General features: G+C 46.0%; 26 protein-coding genes. 12 read left to right on the forward strand and 14 right to left on the reverse strand.

What is annotated here, in order from left to right:
* The first annotated feature begins 117 nt into the window (after window positions 1-117).
* Window positions 118-513, forward strand: a complete 396-nt coding sequence (locus AR383_RS07790) for a tlde1 domain-containing protein (RefSeq protein ID WP_198150218.1) — start codon at window positions 118-120, stop codon at window positions 511-513.
* Entirely contained in the window at window positions 513-851 is a 339-nt protein-coding gene (locus AR383_RS07795; protein WP_055732620.1) for a hypothetical protein, read from the forward strand. Before AR383_RS07790 ends, AR383_RS07795 begins: the two co-directional genes overlap by 1 nt.
* A 415-nt stretch (window positions 852-1,266) precedes the next feature.
* Here the strand turns inward: AR383_RS07795 and AR383_RS07800 are convergent, their stop codons facing one another.
* Both AR383_RS07800 and AR383_RS07805 read right to left on the reverse strand, forming a co-directional pair.
* Window positions 1,267-2,184, reverse strand: a complete 918-nt coding sequence (locus tag AR383_RS07800) for an IS5 family transposase (protein WP_055732621.1) — start codon at window positions 2,182-2,184, stop codon at window positions 1,267-1,269.
* A 189-nt stretch (window positions 2,185-2,373) separates the two neighbouring features.
* A complete protein-coding gene (locus tag AR383_RS07805) occupies window positions 2,374-3,417 on the reverse strand; it encodes an IS110 family RNA-guided transposase (protein ID WP_055732622.1) in 1,044 nt (347 codons plus the stop codon).
* A 160-nt stretch (window positions 3,418-3,577) separates the two neighbouring features.
* Here AR383_RS07805 and AR383_RS07810 point away from each other — a divergent pair, with 160 nt between their 5' ends.
* Complete coding sequence (locus AR383_RS07810; RefSeq protein WP_055732623.1) at window positions 3,578-3,970, forward strand: hypothetical protein; 393 nt, start codon at window positions 3,578-3,580, stop codon at window positions 3,968-3,970.
* A 45-nt stretch (window positions 3,971-4,015) separates the two neighbouring features.
* Here AR383_RS07810 and AR383_RS07815 read toward each other — a convergent pair whose 3' ends face one another.
* Window positions 4,016-4,933 (reverse strand): IS5 family transposase, encoded by a 918-nt coding sequence (locus AR383_RS07815; RefSeq protein ID WP_055732624.1) that lies wholly within the window; start codon window positions 4,931-4,933, stop codon window positions 4,016-4,018.
* 163 nt (window positions 4,934-5,096) lie between these two features.
* Here AR383_RS07815 and AR383_RS07820 point away from each other — a divergent pair, with 163 nt between their 5' ends.
* From AR383_RS07820 to AR383_RS07835, 4 genes are all read left to right on the forward strand, one after another.
* Window positions 5,097-5,345, forward strand: a complete 249-nt coding sequence (locus AR383_RS07820) for a hypothetical protein (RefSeq protein ID WP_055732625.1) — start codon at window positions 5,097-5,099, stop codon at window positions 5,343-5,345.
* 376 nt (window positions 5,346-5,721) lie between these two features.
* Window positions 5,722-7,689: a hypothetical protein gene (locus AR383_RS07825; protein WP_055732626.1), complete on the forward strand. Its 1,968-nt coding sequence runs from the start codon at window positions 5,722-5,724 to the stop codon at window positions 7,687-7,689.
* Between the two features lie 79 nt (window positions 7,690-7,768).
* Window positions 7,769-8,692 (forward strand): hypothetical protein, encoded by a 924-nt coding sequence (locus tag AR383_RS07830; protein ID WP_157051671.1) that lies wholly within the window; start codon window positions 7,769-7,771, stop codon window positions 8,690-8,692.
* A gap of 68 nt (window positions 8,693-8,760) precedes the next feature.
* Window positions 8,761-9,783, forward strand: coding sequence for a hypothetical protein (locus AR383_RS07835; RefSeq protein WP_055732628.1), 1,023 nt, complete (start codon window positions 8,761-8,763; stop codon window positions 9,781-9,783).
* 399 nt (window positions 9,784-10,182) lie between these two features.
* Here AR383_RS07835 and AR383_RS07840 read toward each other — a convergent pair whose 3' ends face one another.
* The 3 genes from AR383_RS07840 to AR383_RS07850 form a co-directional block, all read right to left on the reverse strand.
* Window positions 10,183-10,623, reverse strand: a complete 441-nt coding sequence (locus tag AR383_RS07840) for a DUF411 domain-containing protein (RefSeq protein WP_055732629.1) — start codon at window positions 10,621-10,623, stop codon at window positions 10,183-10,185.
* Window positions 10,624-10,645: 22 nt separating this feature from the next.
* On the reverse strand, window positions 10,646-11,209 hold the full coding sequence (locus tag AR383_RS07845; RefSeq protein ID WP_055732630.1) for a c-type cytochrome: 564 nt from the start codon (window positions 11,207-11,209) through the stop codon (window positions 10,646-10,648).
* Between the two features lie 107 nt (window positions 11,210-11,316).
* Window positions 11,317-11,715 (reverse strand): hypothetical protein, encoded by a 399-nt coding sequence (locus AR383_RS07850; RefSeq protein ID WP_055732631.1) that lies wholly within the window; start codon window positions 11,713-11,715, stop codon window positions 11,317-11,319.
* A 409-nt stretch (window positions 11,716-12,124) separates the two neighbouring features.
* On the opposite strand from AR383_RS07850, the gene AR383_RS07855 reads away from it, so the two are divergent.
* The 5 genes from AR383_RS07855 to AR383_RS07875 all read left to right on the forward strand — a co-directional run bounded on the left by AR383_RS07855 (window position 12,125) and on the right by AR383_RS07875 (window position 17,274).
* Window positions 12,125-13,210 (forward strand): GGDEF domain-containing protein, encoded by a 1,086-nt coding sequence (locus AR383_RS07855; protein ID WP_157051672.1) that lies wholly within the window; start codon window positions 12,125-12,127, stop codon window positions 13,208-13,210.
* Between the two features lie 214 nt (window positions 13,211-13,424).
* Complete coding sequence (locus AR383_RS07860; RefSeq protein ID WP_308800543.1) at window positions 13,425-15,062, forward strand: phosphoethanolamine transferase; 1,638 nt, start codon at window positions 13,425-13,427, stop codon at window positions 15,060-15,062.
* Window positions 15,063-15,086: 24 nt separating this feature from the next.
* The gene (locus AR383_RS07865; protein WP_055732634.1) at window positions 15,087-15,464 is read left to right on the forward strand and encodes a diacylglycerol kinase; all 378 of its coding nucleotides are present in this window, start codon (window positions 15,087-15,089) and stop codon (window positions 15,462-15,464) included.
* 210 nt (window positions 15,465-15,674) lie between these two features.
* On the forward strand, window positions 15,675-15,980 hold the full coding sequence (locus tag AR383_RS07870; protein WP_055732635.1) for a hypothetical protein: 306 nt from the start codon (window positions 15,675-15,677) through the stop codon (window positions 15,978-15,980).
* Window positions 15,981-16,116: 136 nt separating this feature from the next.
* Window positions 16,117-17,274 (forward strand): iron-containing alcohol dehydrogenase, encoded by a 1,158-nt coding sequence (locus tag AR383_RS07875; RefSeq protein WP_055732636.1) that lies wholly within the window; start codon window positions 16,117-16,119, stop codon window positions 17,272-17,274.
* Between the two features lie 45 nt (window positions 17,275-17,319).
* On the opposite strand, the gene AR383_RS07880 is transcribed toward AR383_RS07875, so the two are convergent.
* Genes AR383_RS07880 through AR383_RS07915 form a run of 8 tightly spaced genes read right to left on the reverse strand, consistent with a single transcriptional unit; the run spans window position 17,320 to window position 26,752 of the window.
* The gene (locus AR383_RS07880) at window positions 17,320-19,719 is read right to left on the reverse strand and encodes a carboxypeptidase-like regulatory domain-containing protein (RefSeq protein WP_198150219.1); all 2,400 of its coding nucleotides are present in this window, start codon (window positions 19,717-19,719) and stop codon (window positions 17,320-17,322) included.
* A gap of 9 nt (window positions 19,720-19,728) precedes the next feature.
* Window positions 19,729-20,844 (reverse strand): glycerophosphodiester phosphodiesterase, encoded by a 1,116-nt coding sequence (locus AR383_RS07885; protein WP_055732638.1) that lies wholly within the window; start codon window positions 20,842-20,844, stop codon window positions 19,729-19,731.
* Entirely contained in the window at window positions 20,823-21,203 is a 381-nt protein-coding gene (locus AR383_RS07890) for a hypothetical protein (RefSeq protein WP_055732639.1), read from the reverse strand. The genes AR383_RS07885 and AR383_RS07890 overlap by 22 nt, the downstream gene beginning before the upstream one ends.
* Complete coding sequence (locus tag AR383_RS07895; RefSeq protein WP_055732640.1) at window positions 21,187-22,674, reverse strand: hypothetical protein; 1,488 nt, start codon at window positions 22,672-22,674, stop codon at window positions 21,187-21,189. The genes AR383_RS07890 and AR383_RS07895 overlap by 17 nt, the downstream gene beginning before the upstream one ends.
* Window positions 22,674-22,967: a hypothetical protein gene (locus AR383_RS07900; protein ID WP_055732641.1), complete on the reverse strand. Its 294-nt coding sequence runs from the start codon at window positions 22,965-22,967 to the stop codon at window positions 22,674-22,676. The genes AR383_RS07895 and AR383_RS07900 overlap by 1 nt, the downstream gene beginning before the upstream one ends.
* The gene (locus AR383_RS07905; RefSeq protein ID WP_055732642.1) at window positions 22,960-23,229 is read right to left on the reverse strand and encodes a hypothetical protein; all 270 of its coding nucleotides are present in this window, start codon (window positions 23,227-23,229) and stop codon (window positions 22,960-22,962) included. The genes AR383_RS07900 and AR383_RS07905 overlap by 8 nt, the downstream gene beginning before the upstream one ends.
* Window positions 23,230-23,232: 3 nt before the next feature.
* Entirely contained in the window at window positions 23,233-26,109 is a 2,877-nt protein-coding gene (locus AR383_RS07910) for an FtsK/SpoIIIE domain-containing protein (RefSeq protein WP_055732643.1), read from the reverse strand.
* A gap of 10 nt (window positions 26,110-26,119) precedes the next feature.
* Entirely contained in the window at window positions 26,120-26,752 is a 633-nt protein-coding gene (locus AR383_RS07915; RefSeq protein WP_055732644.1) for a hypothetical protein, read from the reverse strand.
* Window positions 26,753-26,759 lie beyond the last annotated feature (7 nt).

Genomic DNA, 26,759 nt, shown 5'->3' on the forward strand with positions numbered 1-26,759 from the left:
ATTGTGATTAATGAATAATTTTACTTGGAATGAGTTTTACCTAGGTAGAAATCGCCGAGGTTTAATGAGAAGTCCGGGTAATAGCCTGTTATATTTTTATCAATTCACGGAGGACTTATGTCAATACCTATAGAACATATGAAAATTTATATATATTGGGAATACAAACAATCAAATGGAAATATTTACTTTGGGAAAAGAAAAATTGAACGTGGATATTCAGGAAAAGGCACAGCAAAAGACACACCTAGCCTTGAGCATTTAAGAGGCATGGGGCCAATCCCTAGAGGATGGTGGAAAATATTATCACCAAGAACAAGCGTTAAAACAGGTGCATATGTTTTGCCATTAGAGCCTTATAACCATAACGCACATGGAAGATCGAGCTTTCAAATTCATGGAGACTCAAAAGCCAATCCAGGAACGGCTTCTTCTGGCTGTATAATTTTAAGCCGGGCAACCAGACAAAAAATATGGCAAAGTGGTGTTCGATATTTAAAGGTGGTTAGCTAATGAGGCAACTACTGATTTATATTACCTGTTTGTTTTCAACTTTTGCTCAATGCGCCATTCCTGAATGTCACAATCCTGACAATTGGGCTCCTTCTGTTGCCTATGGTGCACTAAAAGAAAAACAATTGATAACATCTGAGAATTACGATCCAAAAACAACTCAAGTAACTTTGCTTGGCTCAAAAAAGATTGGCAAAGATCTTTACACCCTTATTCATAAGGTTGATTTTTATCCTATTGGCGGTAAAAAAATTGTAGTAATAACAAAAAGTGATGCTTCAAGTGAAGAATGTTCAATGTCACCAGTAAAGATATTTTTAGTAAATGAACTGGAGTAAAAATATAACACATATGAGCCTTCCTCCCGTCAATAGGTAATACGAACTTATTGGCTGCGTCAGCAGCCAATCGTATCGAACAGCGAAGCTGGCTACTTCGCTCTGTCATTTCCGCCATTAAGCGTGCTTACGGCAAACACATATAGAGGGTCTCTTATTGCGGTCTCTCCGCTGCCTGTAGGCGAGCTACAGGGCCACTAGACATTCATCGGTTAACCTTCACCAGCTCTATTCAAACCCAGGAGCTTCAGTGCTCAGTTAGTTTCAGGCTTGGTTCAGGTGTAAGCAACTTTGCTGTTCGTCACTATGGCGCACCAATAGCGTGGCTAATCAAAGCAATCGGGCTTGTACTTCGTTGGGGCCTTGTTGATCAATTCAGAGCCAAGAATGCAGTAACCTCAAGGCGCTTTCCTCTTTATTCAGCTAGCTGACGAGCAGGCATACCTAGCCTGCTCATTTTGTTCAACGCGCACACTCCGGCCATGATTTCGCCGACTTGGGCGTTGTAACAACGTAGACTCAACTTGTCGCTAAGCAGTTGTTTGAAACGATACATCGCCGTCTCCGATAGTGAACGAAGATGGTAAGCATTGTCCCGTTTCCAGTTTTCCAACTCACCTTGCTTCAAGGCTTTTACTACAACGTTCCGTGGGTGACCCGCTTCCCACATACCTGCATTCTTGCGTGGAGGGATTAGTGCAACAGCCTTCTTACGTTGTACTTCTTGATAGCTCTGCCGTGTGTCATAGGCACCATCAGCGCTTACTGCTTTCACTTTGCGCCGCAGCGGTCTCAACAAGGTGGGTAACACTTCACTATCGTGAACCCAGTCCATCGAGACCTCAGCACTCACTATCTGATGGCTCTGGGCATCTACTGCCATATGCAGTTTTCGCCAGACTCGACGCTTTTCAGCGCCGTGTTTACGCACCTTCCACTCTCCTTCGCCAAACACCTTAAGACCTGTAGCATCGATAACGAGGTGAGCCACTTGACCTTGGCTAGGTAGGCGATAGTTGACTTCAACAGTCTTTGCTCGCTTGCTTATACAACTGTAATCGGGAGATTTTAAGTCGACCTTGAGCAGGCGAAACAATGAGTTGATGAAGCCTTCAAGAGCGCGCAGTGGTAACTTGAATACGCCTTTAATCATCAGCGCAGTTGCGATAGCGGTGTCACTGTAAGTTTGGCTGCGCCCTCGACGACCACTACGCTCAGTGTTATTCCATAGTTCTATGGCTTTCTCATCTATCCAGAAGGTCAATGAGCCGCGTTGCTTCAGTGCACTGTTGTACAGCTTCCAGTTGGTGATGTTGCCTTTCGCTTTACCCATGTTTGGTGACCCGACAGATATAGATACAGATCAGATCCGCGACTGCTGAGTTAGTTCAATCTGATTTAGGAAACAACGCCCTTCGTTGGTATAAAAGGCCTATGCGTCGGCTTTATGCCATTAGGGGCGGCCATTTAATATACTCATTCACAGCACCAGTTAGATCTTCAGCTCACGCTACTGAGCGACTTAACTCGACAAGAAGCGTTCTGGGTCAAACACTGTTTTGTTCCTTAGCATGAAGTAAACACAGCGACCAAGCTTATGCGCCAATGCCGATAACGCCTTGGCCTTGCTCATGCGTTTTAGTAAACGTTGCAGATATCGCTTCGCTTCCTCATTTCCCCTTAGATAAAGCACTGCCGCTTCTGAAAATGCCCACTTCAAATGCGCATTACCGATTTTGTTTCCACTCGTACCATATATCTTGCCTGCTGATTCAGCTTTGCATTTTACTAACCGGCTATATGAGGCAAACTTCTGAACGCTGGAAAATCGTTTGATGTCTCCAATTTCGTAGATAATGGTGAGGGCTAAGATGCGGCCAATACCGGGGATGGTACGGAGCAAACTGTAATCTTGAGCGCTATGGTATTTGGCATGCTTCTCGATAAACCATTCTACTTTAGAAAGTTCTCGGGTATAGAAGTCAACGATGTTCAAATCAATATCGACGTTTCTCTGCACCGACGGATCAGCAAAGCAATTCCGCAGCTCTTTTCTAGCAAATGGGTAGCGCAGATTAAGGTTATGGGCAGGAAGGTTATATTGACTGAAGGTATTGGTGACATGAGCTTTCAAATCAGCCCCATGTCTGACAATACGAGTTCGACGGCGCAGCAAATCGCGCGTTGCTCTCATTTGCCTAGGATAGACATAAGCAATAGGGAAGTTCCCGCCTTTAAGAAGCATGGCTATCTTATAAGAGTCGATGCGGTCATTCTTTGTTTTACCACCGTGGATAGCCTTCATGTAGAGCGCATGGCCGAGTACAAATTCAAATGCATAGTCGAGACATAAATCGCTGACCCAGTACCAACAGTGCATGCATTCGGCCCCAATAACGACTTGGTCTTGGTAAGGAGTGATGAGTTCTAAAAGAGCGTCCTTCTCAGCGGGGATCTTTTGATGTAGGACTTTCTCGCCTTTATCATTAATGATGCAAACATAAAGAACGCGAGCGTGCAGATCGATGCCACAGTAATAAGGGTGCTGTTGGGTGTAAAATCTCATTGAGTCTTCTCCTATTTGGTTTCGTCGCCTTCAGCTTAGTTCTTCGAACTAGGTTGAGGGAGAAGGCTCAATGAGTATCAAAAAGCTCAAGCGGACGCTAAAAACGCGCCGCTTAGCTTGGCGTTGGTAACCGAGTCCCCAAAATATAGGGAGCAAGAATTTGAATAACTCATCATTAATACAACATGCCCCATTGCCTGTAATACAGCAGACTAATGCTTTTAATGGGGTAAATGGAGGAGATGCGGAGAGTTTAGCTGCTGCAAAGCTAGTTTTGGCGACTAGATCAGAAATTAGTTGGGGATCTAGAGAAGAAGATGGAAGAAAGATCGACTTGATTTTGTCATGCAATCACCCTTGGTATGACAATGAAAGGTTGATTGTTTTGAGTCAGGTAAAGAGTGGTCCCTCATATGGCGAAACATTAAATAAAGGCTTTAAGCTAAAGAAAAAAGCATTTGTGAACGCTCAGCGAACTACACACTCGATCTTAATGTTATGGGTTGATCGAGATTTGAATAAGCCTTTTTGGGCTTATATTCGGCCTTGTTGATCAATTCAGTGCAACGAACGCAGTAACCTCAAGGCGTTTTCCTCTTTATTCAGCTAGCTGACGAACAGGCATACCTAGCCTGCTCATTTTGTTCAACGCGCACACTCCGGCCATGATTTCGCCGACTTGGGCGTTGTAACAACGTAGACTCAACTTGTCGCTAAGCAGTTGTTTGAAACGATACATCGCCGTCTCCGATAGTGAACGAAGATGGTAAGCATTGTCCCGTTTCCAGTTTTCCAACTCACCTTGCTTCAAGGCTTTTACTGCAACGTTCCGTGGGTGACCCGCTTCCCACATACCTGCATTCTTGCGTGGAGGGATTAGTGCAACAGCCTTCTTACGTTGTACTTCTTGATAGCTCTGCCGTGTGTCATAGGCACCATCAGCGCTTACTGCTTTCACTTTGCGCCGCAGCGGTCTCAACAAGGTGGGTAACACTTCACTATCGTGAACCCAGTCCATCGAGACCTCAGCACTCACTATCTGATGGCTCTGGGCATCTACTGCCATATGCAGTTTTCGCCAGACTCGACGCTTTTCAGCGCCGTGTTTACGCACCTTCCACTCTCCTTCGCCAAACACCTTAAGACCTGTAGCATCGATAACGAGGTGAGCCGCTTGACCTTGGCTAGGTAGGCGATAGTTGACTTCAACAGTCTTTGCTCGCTTGCTTATACAACTGTAATCGGGAGATTTTAAGTCGACCTTGAGCAGGCGAAACAATGAGTTGATGAAGCCTTCAAGAGCACGCAGTGGTAACTTAAATACGCCTTTAATCATCAGCGCAGTTGCGATAGCGGTGTCACTGTAAGTTTGGCTGCGCCCTCGACGACCACTGCGCTCAGTGTTATTCCATAGTTCTATGGCTTTCTCATCCATCCAGAAGGTCAATGAGCCGCGTTGCTTCAGTGCACTGTTGTACTGCTTCCAGTTGGTGATGTTGCCTTTCGCTTTACCCATATTTGGTGACCCGACAGATATAGATACAGATCAGATCCGCGACTGCTGAGTTAGTTCAATCTGATTTAGGAAACAACGCCGTTTTGCAGCGAAAAACCTCGCTTTAAACGAAGGCTGGAAAACCCTCAGCGCGCCCAGCCCATTTACCACCGAGCGGCTGTTAGTGGGCCAGTTTTCAGTAGCTGCGCCGCTGCTAGCCACTCTCATCAAACAGCTTCAGCCAAAGGCACTGCTTAAGAAAAGTGCCAAAGTATTAATTCATCCCATGGCGATGGTAGAAGGTGGATTATCGGAAGTGGAACAGCGGATTTTCAAAGAATTGGCCTTGAGTTCAGGCGCCCATAAGGTGGTGGTGCATGTAGGCAAAGAGTTGAGTGATGAAGAAGCTAGAGCCTTACTGAAAAGCTCTTAAATAGCAGAATAGCCGATGCTACAAAGTTAGCTAATAATGGGAAGAGCGACTCAATCCAATGGCAAGAATGAAACCCAAGCGCAAAAGCCTACGAGTCTTTAATTCAGTTTAAAGCGCCCCTTCAGCATGGCGCTTAGCAATGTCTTTAAACAGCTCTAGCATGCCTTGGTTAAACAAAAAATCATCACTCATCCCAAAGCTTTGGCAAACCATTTACAGTAGTGTTAAACATATTTAGACATCTATGTTGACTAACTTATTACTAGCCTGATAGCATCCCCTCACTATTGACTTTGGAGTCAATATTAAACAGCCAAACAGACAGGGAGTCGCATGTCTAGGACAGTTCAAACTAAGGACGGTTTAGGGGATAAGAATGTATTTAAACACTAACCCTATCGAGCAATCTGTATTCAATCAAACACTGTTAGTGGATGTTTTTGGCCAGTCTTTCATATTTCTACCCAGACAACTAAATCATTCGCCGAATCTAGGTGAGTTGGTAACCCAACGGATAGATATTCATTGGGCACAATCCTTACTGAAAAACCACAGTCGCACTTGGGGGCATCAATTCGACTTAAACAAGCTGTACTTTCAGCTGTCTGGCGATTGCATGACTCACCACAAGAGTGAACAACAAAAAATCGCTTGGCTAAGCAATGCGATGGTTAGCGGTGAAATAAAAGTACTAAAAGGCAATAATTTTGCGCCTATGCCACCAACAAGCGCTACGGGTGCTATTCCCATTGCTGCCACTTCTGCATCGCAAGCGTCTAAGGCACAAACGGCCCCAAGAAGTGAAGAGACTTCACTTGGTCGTGGAGGATACACAGATGGCGTCCCCGCTGCCATATATGCTGAAGACTCACTCTGTACTGCACCAAATACCGAGCCATACCCTAATTTAGCAAGCGCAGGCCTTAATCCTCAAACAGTGGCAGATATCACACCAGAATGCCACCGAACAGCCTTTAGTATTAGTTGCGGACACTCTAAGAGAGGCTACGAATTTGATGTTCTTAAACCCCAAGCAGATAACCCTAAAATGCGGTTTGCGGTGGTAGGTAAAGACAGCATCACTGTGAAACAACAAGGTTCCTGTGCTAATGGCAGCTCAATATGTCCAAGCATCAATGTCACCGGTCCTGATATAGCCGTTACCAAGAAAGCGAGCAATTTTAAATTTTCGGTAAACGCACCATCCAGCAGTGGGCGAAACGTTGCTAACTTAAAGGACTTTATTGGCTCTATAAGCAACGGGTATGACTCTTATCAAAGCTATCAACTCAAAGCGCAAGGTTGTAGCTCTGGACAATCTTCAGCAGAGGTGCACGCTTATGATCCTTATCAATGGGATGGACGCTTAACACTAGGCTATGTAAACAAGTGGGAAGTCACCTCGTCCTTAAAAGGAAAAATGGGCGCATCTGAATGGTCACTAGAAACCGCCTCAGCTAACAATAGTTTTTCAAATTTTTTAAACCAACTAAACAGCATTATCCAACAAGTTAAATCTCTGGTTGGGCAAGCCGAAAACGGTCATGGCTATGAAATATTTAAATCAGGCTTTAGCGCTCCTAAATTAAGCATTGGTGGAGGGCTCAAGCTCGCTGAACGGGAGGCCAGCCCCGATGTAGGCTTACAAGGCAATTTAGACCTGAAATTTGAACCCCTAATTGGCTTTAGCTTTAGCTGTGATGTAATTACCGCCGTTATTAAAAGAGTATTTCCAGGCAAGCTGGCCGACCCCATTCTAGAAGCGAGAAAAGCCACTAAAGAGGGAGTAAAACTCGGCAACGGCAAAGTGAAAGCCAGCGCTAATGTAGAGATAGAGCTAAGCATGGATGGGCGAGTAGACTCTCTACTGGGTTGGGAATTTAAACCCGATGGCCGTTGCTTACCTACTCAGGGCGCAGATGCAAGCAAAGTTGAGGCGGGTATAGGCATTAGCCTAAAAGCGGTAACCGACGCAAAGGTAGAAGTATTTATTATTAGCGTACAAATTGGCAGTGAAATAAAAGCAGAAGGCGCCGAAGGAGCGCAAGGCGTTGGCCTGTTATTTTCCGCTTATGCTACTGAAATCAACAACCAACCCTCTATGGCAGGTAAAGCGGTATTTAGCGGCATGAAGTTGGTTTATAGCTATCACGCTAAAGTGATGGTTGAAGAAGCTAGTAGTAAAGGCAAAGCAAATAGTAGCAGGAGGCGCAACGGTATTATAAGTCGAGGGCTTTCATCAGAGAAGAAAGTTAGTGGTGAGAAGGTATTGCTAGAGCCGATTACTATTTTCGATACAGGCAGGTCAAAACAAGGAGCGACATTAGATAATGTTCATCTTTAAGAAACGAAAAACTTTTGCCGTAACTATCACGTTATTTATTTTGGTCTTTTTGAGGGCTGTAGTTTTAGGAGAAGAGAGTGTGTTACAAAACAAACCTGTTTTTAAACTTGAGCTGAGTGCTTATGGCCTCGCATATTATGTCGATGTAAATGGAGCAACTTCCATTCGGGAATACAATCCTGCTAATCAAGTCACCGTAGATCTTCCTGTTAACCAGTGGATGCATCCCGAACAAAGTGAATTTAAATTTTTAATTTTGCCGCCAGAGCGAGGCGGTGAGTTTTTACCCGGCGCATTCATAAAAGTCGCTTTATTGATCGAAGATGAAGATAACTCGGAGGTGCGTTATCGCTTGCCTCTACTGATGTTTGATAGCAAACAACTGCAAGCTAATACTGAAATGGCAGAAAGCCTAGCGGCAGGCCAATACCGTTTAACCGATAATAACCAAGTAGTAGCAGGCAATGGTGATATCTACCTAGATGAAATAAACAAGATAGTCGAAACAGAATATGAAGGCGCCTTAACCTATAAGCGCCAAGTCACCATACCCAACAGCCTACCTTTATGGGCGTTTTTTAATAGTGATACCCTACCTGATTACTATGCTATGAACGATGAGGATTATGACGCCGTAGTAAATGATTTATTTGTCGAATATAAAAAAGTACAAGACGCACTGGCAGCCAATGATATCGACTCCATCATGCCAATGTTTGCTGAGCGTAATCGTGAGGGGGATGCTGCCTTTTATTACGAAGATGGCGGTTTAGAGAAAATGCTCAATGAAAGTATGCATGAAAAAATAAATAGTTCTGATTGGGCGCTAAGCACGACTCAGCCTAATGAGGTTGGCATTACACTAGAGAGTAATCAGAAACTGGTAAGTTTAACGCTTGATGAAGATAGCAATGCCATTGGCTTTGTTAATTCAAACGGCACTTACAGTAGCTACCCCATGATGTTCCGCCGCGAAAACGGTAAATGGATTTTAACCCGTTAATTAAACTAAAGCGCTTAAGTTTAAGCGCTCTGCTCTAAAGAGTGGAGCGCTTACTAGACGAATTAATCATGACATTAAAACTAAGCTTAATCATAGGGCTAGCAATCACCTGCATAGGCCTACAAGCACTTATAAACCACATTTATCAGATCCGTATATTCAAGCTGCTCGTTAGCTGGCTTTCTCATACCTTTGAGCTAGATCGCGGCTTGGTGTTTGGTATAAACCTTTGCCTAATACTTACTGCAATTTGTTTAGTGTTTGGGCTTAGTCGTTTTGTTCAAGATGGATATAACAAAATAACACAAAAACCCATGGAGCTTATCTATTTAGGGCATCACTCTGAGATTGCTCAAACTTTTGTAAATCCAAAAACAGGAGAGTATTTCAAATCACTTAGTAATTACGAACCGCCAAATCTAAGTTTTACCAGCCTAGGGAAAATAAAACTTCACGTAAAAACTTTTTCACAAGACTACTCTGATTCACTGCAAACCTTGTCGCTGCCAAATCTATTCTTTAGAGGCTTGTTTTATGTCTGGTTGCTCACTGTATTTTTGGCTTTTTTTCATAGTGCCGCTGTTAACGCGATAACCTTAGATTTTCCTGCACACCCGCTCGCCAACAAAAAATATTTGGATGCTCTAGACTATGTATTAGCGCCTTTTTCACTTAACCGCTACCATGCCTTGATTGTGGTATTTGGAACGCTATTTGTTCTTCTCCCCGCAGAGGAGCTATACAACAAATGGCAAAGTAAGCAGGAGGCCCGTTACGCCTTCCAATTGCCAACAAAGATTAAACCAAATCAACTTGTAAACGGAGAGTTGGTTTATGCAAGTGCTATATATAGGCGTAATCATAATGACGATCAAAAAGTCCTCCATATAGATACTGGAGTAAGAATAGTAATCGTTAAGTTCAATAAACTATACCCTTATCCAGTTTATGTTTCGCTGAAATATCATGAGTATGCCCACCCCCAAGTGACGCTAAGCGAACTAAAGCGTAAAGCAGCAGCTAATGAAAATATTCAACTAAAAATACAGCCAGACTATAGCTTAGCTTTAGTTGACGAGGATTTTTCCTAATCTGTATTCCTGCAATACGCAAGGTTAGTGTACTTTTCCCATAATGCGGCCTGACTATTGCGATTTAACGAGCATGTTTGACACTATCAGTTACATCGCATGGTCCAGCTCCATCCACGAACAAATGTCTATCAAGCTAAAACCGCTATTCATTACCGAGGCTCAAGCGATAACAAAGACGTGTAGCTACACGTCTTTGTAGTACTCTCTTGTTCTAGCTAGCGACCTAGCCAAACACATAGCCCAGTATAAATACGGCTATTACAAATATGCCGATGTACTTGGCGCCTTTGGCCAGCTCTTTCTTATCTCCACTCCCGCTTGGCGGGCGACTGCAACACCCCATAGTGTTATCTCCTTGCTGAATTGAACTCTGTTTCGCCAGTAAGATTGGCGGCCTTAATAGCCTTGATACAAACTGATTTTGCCTTGCTTATCAAAGGCCACCACATTGAAGTCGCGGTAAGCCTCACCCTTTCTGGCCATGCCCGGTGAAAAACGCGGCATACCCGGTGCAGCGATACCTGAAACATCTTTAGGACGCTCGCTGAGCAAACGTTCAATATCGGCTACCGGAACATGGCCTTCAATCATGTAGCCGTCGATCACCGCGGTATGGCAAGAAGCCAGTTGTGGCGGCATGGCAAAAGAAGCTTTAATTGGGCTCCAATCATTTTGCAGATGCACATTTACCTGATAGCCCTGCTGCTCCATAATTGCTGCCCACTCCCCACAGCAGCCACAAGAAGGGGATTTATACAGTTCCACCGCTGGTTTAGCGATGGCATTTAAACTAAACATGGCTACCGAAAATAGCAGTGTTTTAACTAATTTATTCATTTCTTTGCCTCCAGTTAGACTCTTATCTAACTTCTATATCGAGAATTTGTTGTTGATACTGAAGCCAGTACTGTCCCGGTTTGGGTAGCCATAACACGGCTTTACTTGCATAAGGGTCAAGCACTAAGCTTTGCCCCTGGCCCAATCCTTCAAGTGATAGTTCTGCACTATTAAAACTGCGGTTAGTGACCACCAGTTGAGCGCTTTTAGCCTCTATAGTCTGCTTTTGATGCGAGTCCTGCTCGCCCAGCGTCCATTCAAGTAACTGATACGAGCCCAGCTGCTGTAGATAGGCGATAAGTTGCAGCTGATCTTGCTCGCTCAAGTTGTCCTTGAGCAACTGCATGGTGGGTTCATTGCTTAGCGCCTGTTGCAGTTGCTGCAAGTTAGCGCCTCGAATGTTGCCACCGACGTTGCCGCCACCATTAGCAAACTCGCCATGGCAGGCCTTGCAGCCGTAACCGCCGGCGGTTTGGTAAATCTGCTCGCCGCTGCTAGCAGCGTCAGACTGCTGCGCTGCACTATTGAAGCCCAATAAGCCCAAACACAAAGCCAGCAGTACCCTCAGGCTTTTAACATTAAGCATTAAGGATGTTCCTTAAAATAAAAACGATGACTCATCACTAGGCCATTACCTAGTTGTTTACCAAGGAATACGGCTGTATTGAGGGTAATCAAATACCAGCCTAGAGGCTAAACGATGGGAGGGCGGTATACCGAACGGGCCATAGAACTGGCCTGAACGCGGGTCTCTTTACGAATAAATAGAATATGTTCTAAGGGTTGGATTTGCGTATAAATCTGCGGAATAAGCACCGCCGAATGCACGGCGCAAGAAGCGCTACAAGATACCTGAGCAGCCGCGCAACAGTCTTGCTCACTAACAGGAGCTTGCCCAACAAGACAATCAGCACTAACACTGAGCACTTGATGAGCCATGGCTTTATCGTTCGGCTGCAACGAGGCGAATTGTTGCTCGCTAATACAATTGCTAGCAGCTTGATGATGGCCCACGCTGTTGTTACTCAGCATTTGCAAAGGCATAAGCGAGGCAGTCGCAGATAGGCTAGACACTAGCATCACTACTAACATCAGACTGATTCCCCAAATTGTGTGCATCTTGTTTTGCATCACAAACCTTAACATTGCCTAAGTAAACCACGCCGCTTAGCTAAAGCAACTCACCATTAACTAGGTTCATTCTATTGCACAGAACAAAATTAGCAAACGCTTATTACTATCATTTAGCGCCAGATCAATTTTGCGACTGAAAGTCGGCTGCCCTTGCGCTGGCTAAGCATACCGCCGCGTCACTAAGCCATGTTAGGCCAAACACGAGGCAGAGCTAAAGCTTAAAAAACCAGCACTTGCGCTCAAACATTAAACAAACAAATCACAAATAACGATAAAACTGACTGGGCTTTCACTGCGTATCAAAGTAAAGTTGCTTTTTTTGATTAAGCTTGGGTAATTTGTTGAGTTTGCATTTAGGGAGAAATGAGTGACATCGGCAACAAGCATGTATAACGCAAAGCCCGTGTTCGCGGACTCAAACAAAGAGTTTGAACAATGGTCGTTACAGTCTCGTCTCCCCCAATTGCGCTACATGGTGTTTTTCACCGCCTTACTCTATTTGCTCTACGGCTACTTTGAGACCTTAATTGACTTACCTTATGCCAATCAGCGCCTATTATTCCATGTCGTCATCATTCCTCTCTCTTTGCTGTTAATTTATCGGCTCAGTTTCTACCCCCAATACTTCAAACAAATGCGACTACTGCTGGTGTTCGCCCCGGTCAGTGCAGTATGGGCCAATCTCTACCTTAACGTCGGCTCGAGCTCTTTTTCTCACTTTAGTCCAGAGATTTACCTAAATATTATTTGGACTTTTACCATGTCGGGGCTGACGTTTAGATATGCCCTATTCGCCGTGTGTTGTTCCTTATCGGGCACCTTGGTAATGAGTTATTTGCACGGCCCGAACGACCCCAAACTCTACTTACACTATCTGTGGATTCTCTCTGCATGTGTGTTTGGCGTAGTCAGCTCAATCGTACTAGAACGAATGATGCGCTCGCTTTATCTACAACAACTAGAGCTAGCTCACTCAGCCAGTGTTGATGGCCTTACCGGTTTGTGGAACCGTGAAAAACTATTACAACTCTTTAATCAAACGCTGAATGAAGCCAGCAGCAAAGCGGGCTATTCGATCCTCATGTTAGACATTGATCATTTTAAACCGGTGAACGATCAATTTGGTCATATTGTTGGAGACAAAGTTTTGGTGCAGTTTTCGCAACTGCTTAAACAACAAGTGCATAAGCTTGGTCACGTAGGACGCTTTGGCGGAGAGGAATTTTGCATATTACTGCCCCACTATACATTGCACCAAGCTGAACAGTTTGCGGAACACTTACGAATCAAGATCAGTGAAACGGAATTTGAAACGGTAGGCGTAAAAACCGCCAGTATCGGTGTTTGCCAATACGCACCAAACGAGAGCTTTGAAACCCTGATTACTCGCGCCGACAAAGCACTGTATATGGCTAAAGACCAAGGGCGCAACCGCGTGCAAAGCCTAAACTAAGCAAAGGCTCTGGCCACTCTTTTCAAATAATACAGTCGTCGCACAGCATGACTTAGGTGAATTAAGCCAAGCCACGGCACAAGTTTACTAAGGTTTCAGCCGATACTGTCTACCCGCCTTGAGCAATAAACGCGCTTGTTCTGGATTTCTTAAGCCAATCTTAAGTTTTTCTTTGCACTATAGGCTTCGTGTTTAATAACCAGAGCCCAGTGACGTGTCCCAATCTACCACTTTTACTCTACCGCGCATTCCCATGCATATGAGCGGGTTGATCCTATGTTGCGCCTTATATTTTGCCACCGTGATGAATTATCCAGTACTGCAAACCATCTTTGACCTCAGTGCCGACGTTTCTAACCCGATCTTCCCCTACACCGCTCCAGTGTTATTGCTTTGCGCCTTCACTGTGATTTTTTCGGTATTTGCTTGGCCGTACTTTTTTAAACCCTTTATGGCACTGGTAATACTTAGCTCATCACTGGCACTTTACGCTCAAGTTAACTTTCAAACCATTTTTGATAGCAGCATGATGGAAAGCATCTTTGAAACCAATCCAGCGGAAGCCACGTTTTACCTTAACGGCTCGATACTACTGTATTTCCTAGGCTTTGGCCTGCTGCCCTGTGTATTACTGGGCATGGTTCGCATCGTGCCCCATGCCAATTGGTGGCGCGCCCTGCTAGCGCGCACGGCCTTACTACTGATTGCCGTTGCAGGCATAGCCGCCATTGCAGCCACCAGCTATAAAGACTACGCCTCGGTAGGACGTAACAACCACTATCTCAACAAAATTATTATTCCTGCTCACATCTACAGTGCAGTTAATTACCTTAACGATACTTACTTTAATACACCTCGGCCCTATCAAACACTGGGGGAAGACGCCACGCTTTTCGCTGCCAGCAATGGCAAACCCACCTTAATGGTGCTGGTACTTGGGGAAACAGCGCGAGCGATGAATTTTGCTCATAACGGTTATCAACGTAATACCAACCCCTACACCCAAGATATGGGCTTAATTGCCATGCAGCACGTCTCCTCGTGTGGCACTTATACCGCCCTGTCGGTACCTTGCATGTTCTCTAACATGACGCGCGCTAGCTACAATAAGGCCCAAGCCCAAAGCCAAGACAACGTACTGAATGTACTGCAACATGCTGGCGTAGACGTGATGTGGATAGATAACGATGGCGGCGACAAAGGTGTTGCACAAAAGCTTAGCTACCAACAGATTGACGCCTCACTGAAAAACCAAGACTGTAATGGCTCAACCTGCTTCGATATTGCCATGTTAGAGCAGGCTCGCCAGTTTATTGCCAAAGATCAACACAACAAGTTATTGGTATTGCACACCATAGGCAGCCACGGCCCAACCTATTGGCAACGCTATCCCGACGCCCAAGCGCCGTTTCAACCGGCCTGTAACCGCAGTGACATAGAAAACTGTAGCGACCAACAAATCGTTAATGTGTACGACAATACCCTGGTATATACCGACTACGTACTGGCCCAAGTGATTAAGCAGTTAGAAGCGGTAAGTGAGCACTATAACGTGATGCTTAGCTACATTTCCGACCACGGTGAGTCTTTGGGCGAGAAAGGCCTGTACTTACATGGCACTCCCTACGCCATTGCGCCAAAAGAGCAAACTCAAGTGCCTTGGTTACTGTGGATCCCAGAGCAATACGCGCAGCAGAAACATCTCAAGCTCAGTTGTTTAAAACAACAGGCTCAAACCAGTCAGTTATCTCATGACAACCTGTTCCATAGCTTGTTGGGCTTATACGGCGTTAATAGCCGTAGCTACCAGCCGCAATTAGATATTAGCCAAGCCTGTCAGCAAGCCGCCTAAGTTTAGCAAAGGAGTATCAAACCTATGCAACCCCAAGTGATCATTAAACGTAACGGCCTGCAACGCATCGCCTATACCTTCGTGCATAGTTTTAACGGTTTACGTTGGTTATGCCAAAACGAAACCGCCTTTCAGCAAGAGCTGTTATTGTTCTTTCCCTTAAGTATCATTGCCTTTTGGCTTGAACTACCGGCGATGCATACCCTGTTAATTATGCTGAGTATGGTATTTGTGTTGTTTGCTGAAATGGTGAATACCGCCATCGAGGCAGTGGTCGACAGAGTGGGCTTGGAATACCACGCACTGTCACGAGTAGCCAAAAACATCGGTTCGGCTACCGTGCTACTTAGCATGTTATGTTCAGTGGCCGTTTGGGGCACCATACTCTGGCTAAACAGATAAAGTGCTTGGCCTAGCTCGCTTAGCGGGTAACGTCACATGCCGTTCACCGCAGGCTCTTCTATGCTGGTTTGTTGTGACACAAGCGCCCTCTTTTATTAACTGGACCAAGCCTTACTTGGCCTAGCTCGCAGACCAAAAGCTTCAGTTAAGCTAGCCTTATAACCAAGCTAAAGCCATGTTATTGGCTTAGCGGTTCTACAGGGGACGATTATGAGCAAATGGTACAAACAAACACTGCGTCAATTCAATTTGACCCTGTACCGAGGTTCGCAGAGCCAGCAGCTGGCCAATTATAGTGGTAGCGGGCTAGCCTGGCAGAACTACCTACAGCTCACCATTGCCACCGAATTTGACTGTGCTCATGCCGATTTACAAGCCATTTGGCAACAGCTATTAAGCCAGCGACAGACGCAATTTAGTGGTGAAGTCATCTTCCTCGAATCCATTGTAAAATGGAACGATACCATGCTAATGCGCTGGCCCTATTACCTAGAAATCAATGTTAGTTACCCTTAAGCCAGCAGCATAAACGGCCAGTTGCTCAGAGCTTTTTGAGCTTTTTATTTAAATAACCACACGTCTTGACTTAGGCCCCTTCGAGGCTTGACCATGCTCGCCAAGAAGAGCATATAAGCGAACATCAGGAAGTAAGATGAACAATTTTAGCTATTTTAATCCCACCACCATCCATTTTGGTAAAGGCCAAATCGCCAGCCTTAAAGATGAGTTAGCCAACTACAGCCGCATACTTATTGTTTATGGCGGCGGCAGCATCAAGCGCAACGGCGTTTACCAACAAGTGATGGATGCACTGAGCCAGCAGCAAGTATTTGAGTTTTCCGGCATCGAGCCCAACCCGCATTTTGAAACCTTGATCCAAGCAACTGAGCTGGCGAAACAAAAAGAAGTTGAGTTGATCCTCGCCATTGGTGGCGGCTCGGTGATTGATGGCTGCAAATTCATCGCGGCGGCCGCTTGTTATCAAAGCGACGCATGGCAGATCATGGAAACAGGCGGAGCCTGCATTGAACAAGCCCTGCCCTTGGGCTGTGTACTCACTCTGCCGGCCACCGGCTCAGAAATGAATAAGAACGGCGTGATCACCCGAGCGGCCACTCAAGACAAACTGTCTTTTGGCTCTGATTTAGTGCGCCCACGCTTCTCCATTCTCGATCCCGAAGTCACCAACTCACTACCGGCCAAGCAAATAGCCAATGGCGTGGTCGACAGCTTTATTCACGTATTAGAGCAATACCTTACCTATCCGGTAAATGCCAAAGTAACCGACCGCTTCGCCGAAGGCTTACTGCTTACCATTATTGAAGAAGGGCCGTTGGCGCTGCAGCAACCGCATAACTATGAAGTGCGTGCCAACCTGATGTGGGCCGCTACTATGGCGCTTAATGGTACGGTTAAAAATGGCGTGCCCACCGACTGGGCCACCCATGCCATCGGCCACGAGCTCACCGCCCTATATGGCCTCGATCATGCTCAAACACTAGCCATCGTATTACCAGCGCTATGGCGTTACAAGCAGCAACAGAAACACGCCAAACTGCTGCAATACGCTAAACGCGTCTGGCAACTCGATGATGCTAACGAGCAGCAATGTGTAGAACAAGCCATCACTCTTACCGAACAGTTTTTTAACGCCATGGGCGTTGCCAGCAAGTTATCTGACTACCAGCTCGATCAGAGCCACATTGAAGCGGTAATCGACAAACTAACTGAGCATGGCATGACTGCCCTAGGCGAGCATAAAGATATAAGCCCAGAAGATGTGCGTAAGATCTTAGAGCTAGCCCTGTAAACCGTGCAAAAAGCCGCCTAGTTAGGCGGCTTTTCAAGCTTAGCGCTAGCTTTTACTGATATTAATTTGGTGGGTTTGGGTTTTCTGATTATGTGCTACCCATACTCGCTTAGTCTTAAAGCCCGGCGCGCTCACCTCAACATTGTAGTTACCAGAGGGCAATTTAATTCCCTCGCGGTACTTCGGCTTAATATTCATTACCCGAATTTGCGCGCCAGGTGCATTGGTTTTAACCACAAAGGGCAACTCAAGCAATTGACCCGATTTAGCAATAGCCTGCTGCTGCTCATCAAAGCCAGCTTGCATCTCTTCAGAAGCCCCCGCTTTTTGGGTGTTTAGCTTAGCCATTACAAAGCTATCCATGCGGCCAATTGGCTGCTCCAATACGCGCTTAAACAAAGCAGTAATTTGCATATTATCATCTAGCTTGGCCCCAATCGGTTGCACCATGGGCTGAGTATGCAATACCCACTTCATCACCAAAGATCCCGCAGGAGAAACCGTTTCGTCAAACTTATCAAGGAAGTAACTGGTGGTTGATTTAGCTTCAGTAAACTTAGAACTGCCCACCACCAAAGGAACCACAAACAGGGTGACAATTAGCAATACTGACAATACTGGGCTAAGGTATTTTTCCCAAGCCGCTTGTTGCTGGCTGAAATCTTTATCGTAATCAATTAAAGCCCAGAATTTAAAGGGTAATTTCAGCACCGTTAATAATACCAACAACAAGGACAGCGACATGGAAATAGGCGGCACGATGATTGAGCGAAGTGCCGATTTGCCATTTTCAGCTAAGGGCGCACCATCTTCAAACTGAGCGCGAGCAGATTCAATATAGCTGAGCCAATATTCGGCCTCTCGCTGAATATTGACCTTCATAACCTTGTTATAAAACTGCTTGTTGTTCCAGTCAGCCATCATCGGTTTAACGTAATTACGCTCACCCATTGCTTGCAGGATGCGTTGTTGAATTTGCGGATGCTGCTGGAAGGCTTTCCACGATAAATTCGGTTGCAGACTCAAGCCGCGTTTGGCTATTTCTCGCTTCCACTCAGCATTGATACGACGACGCGCTTCCTTTTTAACGGCACTCTTAAACACCGAAATCTGCGTGACGCGCCAACTCTTATCTAAGGAAATCCCCTCTTTAGCCACTCGCTGACGCACCTTTTGCGAGGTAACAGGGTGAAGACGAAATGTTCGAATGCTATCGAGTCCCATTGGATAGCCTGTTTCCTTTTCAAACTTGTCTTTCCACAACAGCAAAATGCGTGGTGTGTAAAAAGCCACTTCGTTGGTATAAACGTTGCGGATGTCTTTTTCCCCGGCGTCTCCTGAAACGATTTCTAAGCCCGCTAAAATAGCAGACAAGCCCAGCGTCATCGCAGTTTCACCCAAGCTTGTTTCACCTTTGGTTCGACGCACTTCCTGCTCTAACCAATAGTCCATTTCAACAAAGGGTAAACCCGCCTGCTTTAAGGTTTTCGCATATTGCTTTTCTTCATCAGTAATACAGCGGTTCAAACGTTCCGCTTTATTCTTTTTATTAGCATAACGGTCAATACATCGATTTCGGTCTTCGAAATGCTTGTATATTTTGGGCGCAACGGTTTGAGCTCGTGCTTCAGCGCGCGCTAGATAAGCTTTTTCGGCGTTCTGGTAGTCTTTCCAACCCTGCATAATTTGCGTTTCAACGTCCTCCCATGCTTGATTGGCTCGCCCTGAAATCGCTTGAATATTACTGTTATATTTTTTCACACCTTGCTGGTACTGCTGATAAGAGCCCGCCACTTCATCACGCATTTTTTTGTACTTATTGAAGTAGTCATCAAACTGACTATTGGCCTTATTTTCGATGTAACGATTTAAAATCTGCCGCTTCTTATCTTCAACATGCTGAATAAATTCATTATTGGCGTACACCAAACCGCCCATCATCGCTAAGAAGGTCATCTCGGTTGCAGAGGTCGCATGGTCGGCATCATAGGGAAGGCCTTTAATTTTTACTGCATTTAGCGCCAAACCGGAGCGCAAAATAGAAGCAAAAAAAGCCTCTTGGCGTTGTAAAGAGCTAGAAGGCTCCACTAGCAGTTTATCCACCAACAGCTTTTGGCCAAAGAATACGCTTGGCCATACGAGCAGAGCGACCGCAATAAAACTGAAAATGGCTCTAGGTACAGTGCTAACAAACCGCCCTTTCAGCAATAGGTCGGCTAACAATAGGGTCACCCCAATTCCAGAAATAGAGCGACCAAACAACTCAACTAAATGTAAGGTTTGCTCATCTATCCCGGCCCCTCCGGCCACCTCCACTAATTTAGCGTTAAATACGATCTCGGGAATAAGATAGAGCAAGGAAAGAACGAATAGGGTAATGGCTAGCCACTTAGGCTTAGGATTAGCGGATTTCACTGGCATAGTTTGCTTATTATCTGCGGACATAAGGACGTCTTAGTTTGGGATCTCAATATTGATAGGAGTCAGTTCGAGGTTCAGCTCTTCATCTTCTGGAATATACACGGCCGATGTAGTTGGCTGATGAGGCTGTGTTACTGCAGCCTTCGGCTTAACCGCAGGTTCTTTTAAAGAGCGGATCTGACCATTGGCAGTAATATAATGCTGGTCCCTCAAATACATTTGTTGCTCTTGCAGCAGGCTAAAGTTGGCATCGTTCGGTAAGCTCATTACCACCCTTCCCAGCTCAGTTATTGGCTGATAATTCACCTGCTGAGAAGCCAAGTTGGGATATAAGCGATGGCAAATTTCGAACTTGGAGGTATCCATAATCGCCTGGTCGGGTAATGGCCGAGCCATATTTTTCAATGCCAATAATTGGCTCTGATGGAAATCACTGCCATTAATACTATAAGTCACCACTTTGGCTAAGCCCGCCTGCTTAGAACGGCTATAAATGGTGGGCGCACCAACAAAACTGCGAATATCTACGTGCAGGCCACTATTTAAACCCAGCGCTTCACGTACCGTTTTAGCCGAGTATTTTTGCGATTTACTGCGTGAGCGTTTACGCGCTTCATAATCAGATACCCAGTTAATTTGCCGTTGGTATTTTTGGTACAAAACATCGGATTTAGTGGCCTTACGTGCCACCGCTTTCACCTCGGCAATGGAACTAGAATGTGGCTCCCATACATAACCCAAGTAAATGTTACTATCGAGTTCACGTACTTTCTTCAATACATCTAACTCTAAGGAGCTAAAAAAATAGCTACCTTGCGGTAGGCTCTGACGAGCCATTTTCAGTAGATGGTTTAATTCAACAATATCAGCATCTTGTTTTATCTCGATGTTGAGTTGCTGACCTAACTGGTAACTATTAGCCCATCGCTTAAATACATCAATAGCATAGGGCGCACGCTCTTGGCTTAACTGGCCGTCTTTATCGCGTACCACCAAGCTATTCCATTGCTCAGCCTTAATCCGCGACATTCTAAAGTGTTTTCCATCACTACGGCCAGTAGCGCGACCAGTCACACTGTCATGGTGCACAACCCAATAGCCATCACGGGTTAACATCACATCAATTTCTACGCCATCGAAGCCGCCCAAGGCCCCATCAATACTGAGGAAGCTGAGTTTTCAGGGTAGAGATAATGACCGCGGTGGGCATAAACATCCAGCGGACAACTTTGCTGGTCGAGGTAGGCCGGGGTTTGCGCGGCTGTCCAATAGAGGCCTCGCGCTTGCAGCGCATATTGAATATCTTGAATTTGCGGCTCAGAGTAAGCCGAAAGCTTAAATACACGTCCTTCGGCGCCAATTGGCAAGTGGCTCAAGCCAGCAACCTCATCTTGCAGCGCCTCATCTGGTGACTCACTGGTACTGGCACACCCTACTAAGCCCAAGGCTAGCCCCAACAAAACCAGCTTCAGGCTGCCACTCATACTGCGCTTAGATTTTTGCCACATAAGTCCCCGCCGCTTGTTTTTTTTGCGCGATCAGCTGCTGCTGTTCTTCCACCTGTTTACACAAGCTCTCGCTAGTACGCAAACTGCGGTCTCGCTCTTCACTCTGCTCACTTAATTCACCAAACAAACGGTTGTGCTGCTCCTGATGATGAGCGGCTTCCACCAATAATTGGCTCAAACGTTCAAAAGCTTGTGCGCACAGTTCGGTGGTATCGATAAACTGCTGGCTATGGCGCAACAACAGCGCGTAAGAATCGGCCAATGGCACCATGTTGCGACTATCAACTTGACGCCCAGCAGCGTCGTTCCAATGCGAACGCAGGACCTCCCAGTGTTCTTCATAATTACTCTTAGAGTAAAAGGTGTTTTCACGCTCTTCTGCCAAATGGCTTAAGCTGGTTCGAAAATAACTCGGTTCAAATGACGGCATAGGGACTCTGTAGCGATTAACGACGCCCAAGGGCTGGTCGAAGGCAAGTAGTAGTGCGGCTTTATCTTGCAGCGTATATTTCAATGAAAAGGCTTCACCTTGAATAGCTTCCTGACTGTTGGCAACATCGCGTAGCTGCAGCAGAGCTTGGTTGGCTTGATTATCCAATTGCGCTAGCACATCGCTTTGCTGCTGACAGGTTTGCTTAAATTGCTGTAAGCCCGTTTTCACCTCTTCCAGTACTTGCAAGCAGTGTTGTGAGTAACTAAGACTGGAGCTGGCTTGGCGCTGCCCATCATGAGCTAATTCCAAAGCCTGCTCCGCCATATCAACGGAGGTGCTGGCATCAGCAAGGGCTTGGCGAGCGCCGTGTAGCTGGGCATCGGCTCGGTCACGCTCAGCCACTGCGGCTTGTTGTGCCGACACCGCTCGGTTTAACGCTGCACGACAAGCGTTAACTTGACTCTGTGCCGCCGCGACTCGCCCTTCTTCGTAGCTGGTATCAGGGGGATAATATTCATAAATAGCCCGCCCTTGGCTATCTTTACCCACATATACCTCGCGGCGAGGACCGGCTCGAGCAATGCGTAACTGAGTCTCAGCCCGGCTTAGCTCACTATCGGCCCTATCACTGTCCACTCTTGCTTGGCGAGTGGCTTCAATACAGGCGCTTAAGTGTGTTTGGGCTTGTGATAACCAGCTTTCCGCCATCTCGGTCTGCTGCTGCCAAGTCTGTTTTAAGGCATGGGCATCATCTAGACTTTGACTGCTGTGTTTAGCCACTGAGCTGGCATTATCGGATTGTTCTTCAACACGGCGGTGACGCATCTGAGCCTGCTGGCTCGCGGCTTGATAGGCCTGCTCTAAACTGTCATACAGTTCATGAATCGCAAACACATCTGATTTAGCAAAACCAATATAGTCTAGGCTTAAACGATTAAGCGCTTGGGCTTGTTGTAATAATGAACCGACCAGTTCTAACTGATAATCAGTTTGATAATCTAATTCTTCCAACTGACTGACTAACCATCTCGGTTGCATTAGGGCTGCTCCTTGGCTTGCTCTGTCGAGGTCACCCTAACATCACCACCCGATTCGATATCTGGCTCACATTGCTCACGCCAATCGGCTAGCTTATTTAGCAATTGCTCGGTCTGGGCGAAGATAGTGCTAATTTCCGATTCCACACCTTCGGCAGCTAAGCCCAAATAATGTTCACGTAAAGCTGCCCAACGGCTTCGCATGGCATCTAGCCCATTTTCAATGTGACTATGGGCTAAATTAGTACTAGCAATTAAATCCTGTAAGGCCGCCTGCTGGCGCAACTTAGTCATGTAAATAACTCCTAAGTTGGGCCAACTTCAGCTGCAGTTGCTCGCCAAGTTCGGCGCAGCGAACCTTGGCGATCAGGTTAGCGAGATCTTCAATCTCAACTAAGTCACGCTGTAAACCGAGCAATTTTGCTTCAGGCAATTCTGGAAGAGAGCGCTCCGCCTGCACATTTAATTGAGCAACTTGCTTAATCATCAACGAGCTGAACGCTTCCAGCTCGCCCAGCAGTAAGGGAATTTGCTCTTCAACAAGGTCTAAAGACATCGATTAATTCCATTGTGCAAAGAGCTGAGCAAGGTGGTTTAAGTTAGCTTCTAAGCCTACTGCATCGTTATAGCAATAGGGTTTAAACTTACTCGGCCGATTTTGCATCTGATCGATGTGCAGCGCATAAATCGGCTTCTTACCGTCGACTTGCAATTTCGCCGCATCTCGCGTTTTGAGCAGTCTGAAACTGTCTTCCTCAGACATTTGTAGCGCAACCTTATGCCGCACCCCTTCGATGTCGTTGCGATCGAAGGCCTTGCTCACTGAACGCACATTATCAAAGCTGAAGATTAAGTGAATGCCGTATTCTGAGCCGTGCTCAAGCAGGGCTGCAAAATGATTAGCACTACCCTCGGCATATTCTTTCATACCGTAGGCATTGTCTTGCTTAACCAGTTCCTTAACCCGTTGCGCTTCGTTGATCACGAGGAAAATAGAAGGCTCCGCCAACATATCCTCTTCGTCCATCGCTCGCCGTTTATCGAGCTCGGCGGCCACGGCATCAAGATGCACCGCAAAATCACTGAACTTTTCACTAAAACTGGCTGAATTATTTAAGGCCTGTTGATTAGCCGCGCCCATAACGCCATACCATTGTGAGCCTTTAATACTGCGGTCTAGTAGGTGAACTTGGTATTGCTCGGTGCTGGCATTGACCGGCATTTGCGCCACCAAATAAGCCAACATTCCGCTACGGGCTTCGTTACTGTCGCCCACCAAGAGCATGTGCTCGTTAGCGCGTCGACGGAACACCACTTTGGCCTGGCCGTGAATGTTCATTTCCTTACCCAACCAAAACACCGAGGGGCGCTCAATCGGGTACCACTCATTTTCGTTCAAGCCACCTAGGTGTTGCGGCTTGTTGGCATATTCAATCCACTGATCTTCGTTGGGGCGCTGAGGATGAGAGGCAAACAGTGTGTTCAACTGCAAGTTGTCCGCTAACTCGGGTTGCTCTGAACCATCCAGTAGTACGGTCTGATTTTCTCCGCCTTGCTGCTGCCATTTATCCACCAACTGGCTTAATAGCTGCTTGCGTTGACCCTCTTCAATGTAGGCCACTCGGCCGGTATCACAAGGCACTTCGTCCACACCACCATTGTGGCTTACCACCACTTGACCCGTTTCAGTACACGCTCGGATCAATTGCTTACCTTTCGCGCCAAATTCTTGTAGTGAAGTGATTTCTTCACCACTCATCTTCATGGCGACCCGCAGGTTAATGTTGCTGAATGTGGCCTGAGGTTGAGACATCCCAGGAACCACAAATTTTTGCGAGCCGACAAACATGTGAATACCCGCACTACGGCTTTGCGAGGCGATATTGATCATCAGCTGTGAACCCAAGCCGGTTTTATCGTCTTCAAACAAGGTTTGATATTCGTCGATAACCAACATTAAACGCGGCAACTTCCCATTTGGAGAGCCTGCTTTTCGATAGCTGATGAAGTCAGAGAAACCGAGAGACTTAAACAGATCATTACGGCGGTTCATTTCATCAAGCAATTCTTGCAGCACGCTGCGCGCTAACTGAGGACTGGTGTTTAATGACACCACTCGGGCGTGTGGCAATTGCGGATAGTTTTGAAACTCCACCCCTTGCTTACCATCAATTAAGTAAAACTGAACATCTTCAGGGCTGTAGCGGCTAGCAATCGACAAAATAAAGGCATGATATAAATTCGACTTACCGGCACCAGTCATGGCGGCCAACATACCGTGAGAGGAAGGTTGTTTATTACGTTCGCCAAACCACAACTCAATATCATTTTTACGGCTGCCGGAACCGCCAATGGGCGCCGACAGTACTTCCGTGGCATCTTCCTGCCACCACTGGCTAGGGTCGGTGGCAATCACATCGGAAAAGCCGAGTTTCGTTTCCTTAGGTTTAGCACGACTCAAGCCATCTAAAATGGCATTCATCATATCCGAGCTCTTGATACCTTCGGCAAAGCCCTTACCCAAACCCCAGGTGAGTTGATTGCTATTTAAGTAAGCATCACGTAACTCGGGAAATAACTGCTTGAGTTGCAAGCCGTTAGGCAGTTCGGCCTTGTTATCAAGATCGAGCAACACCATTTTACCTGCTTTAGGACCGGTATTGGCGATTTTGGCTAACAGCTCAATGGAACGTCGGTCATAGGCCTGAGGAAAATCCTTGGCCACAATCAACTCAAACTTGGCATTGCCGAGGATCTCCTCATCAACATCGATGAGGCGTTCAGTATTGTTGTCGAGGTAAGTACTTTGGATACGTACAATATCATTTAAAATATCTTCCAGTACTTTTGCCACATCGTTATCCACCATACGCTTGAATGGCAAACGTTTGGTATAGGGAAAACTCTGCCCCATTTTTAGCGGATCAATCAAAGTGAACTGCGAGGAATAAGGCAGCATCGCCGCAAGGCGAAATACAAAGTAGTTAATCCGATTAACCGAATCCTCATCGCTATCAAAAAAATAACAATAATCAGATGCATAAAAAGGAATTTCTTTTGGCACTCTCACCACCGCAGTGCGTCCATCGCCTAGCGGGTATTCTAGTTTTTCAAAACAAAATGGTAGGTTTCGCGGCAAGTAGTTTTTATCAAAGGCATAGGCGTTCCAATCAACTCTTTCGAGTAGCGGTTGCAAGGGCTCGGGTAAACGCGCCAGCACGGCATTCATATCGGCAAGACTTTGACTTAGTTGTTGCTCACTGTCTGCCACCGCACTACTGGCATGTTGTTTTACCTGCGTGAGTAAGTCTTGCTCCAGAACTTGCAGCTCACTCAAGCTACTATCAGCGTTACTATCGATGCATTCTATTAACTCTTCAGCCAAACGTTGACGCGCAAGGGTGGCGTCTTTAAGTTCACTATCTAATTCAATCATCTCTACCACCTTAGGCCATCATTTGGACTTGAATAAAGCCAGCCACAACGAGAATAAATGCCGCTGTAAGAAGTAATTTTTTCTTTAAACTCTTACGCTTAGCTTGAGCTTTTTCTTGTGCCACCTCCAAACGAAGCTGCTCTAAACGTTGTTTCTTTCGTAAATCGGAATAACGACTAAAGTAGCTTTGTTCCATATGACGCAGCTGTGCAAGCGTATTAGTTAGCGGTTGCCATTGTTGAGATAATTGTTGACGTAGTGTGGTAAGTTTTTCAGTAGCGGGCTGGTCGAGCGGAACGCTCTTAGAGAGCTCGCTAAGTTTTTCAATTTGAGTGGTAAACTGTTGGATGACATGGGCTTGCTCACGCTCTTCTATAAGCTCTTCAGAAGGATCGCCATCATCGTTCAAGCCGTCTAGGGAAGTATTGAGTACCGTGTTTTGCTGCTTCCGGTAGCGACGAATCTTTTTCACCCCTGCTTGTAGCTCTGCGCAATATGCTTGAATAAGCTGCTCACTTTCTGCCACCGATTGCTGTGCATTTTGGATATTATTGCCTGCATTTACACGCGCACTGTGCACCGGTAAAAAGGCACGTCTAAAATCTTCGATACTCTCGAAGGATCCTAAGCCTTGATTTTGCATATCTTCC

Origin of the sequence: Agarivorans gilvus (assembly GCF_001420915.1) — a bacterium.
Taxonomy (GTDB): domain Bacteria; phylum Pseudomonadota; class Gammaproteobacteria; order Enterobacterales; family Celerinatantimonadaceae; genus Agarivorans; species Agarivorans gilvus.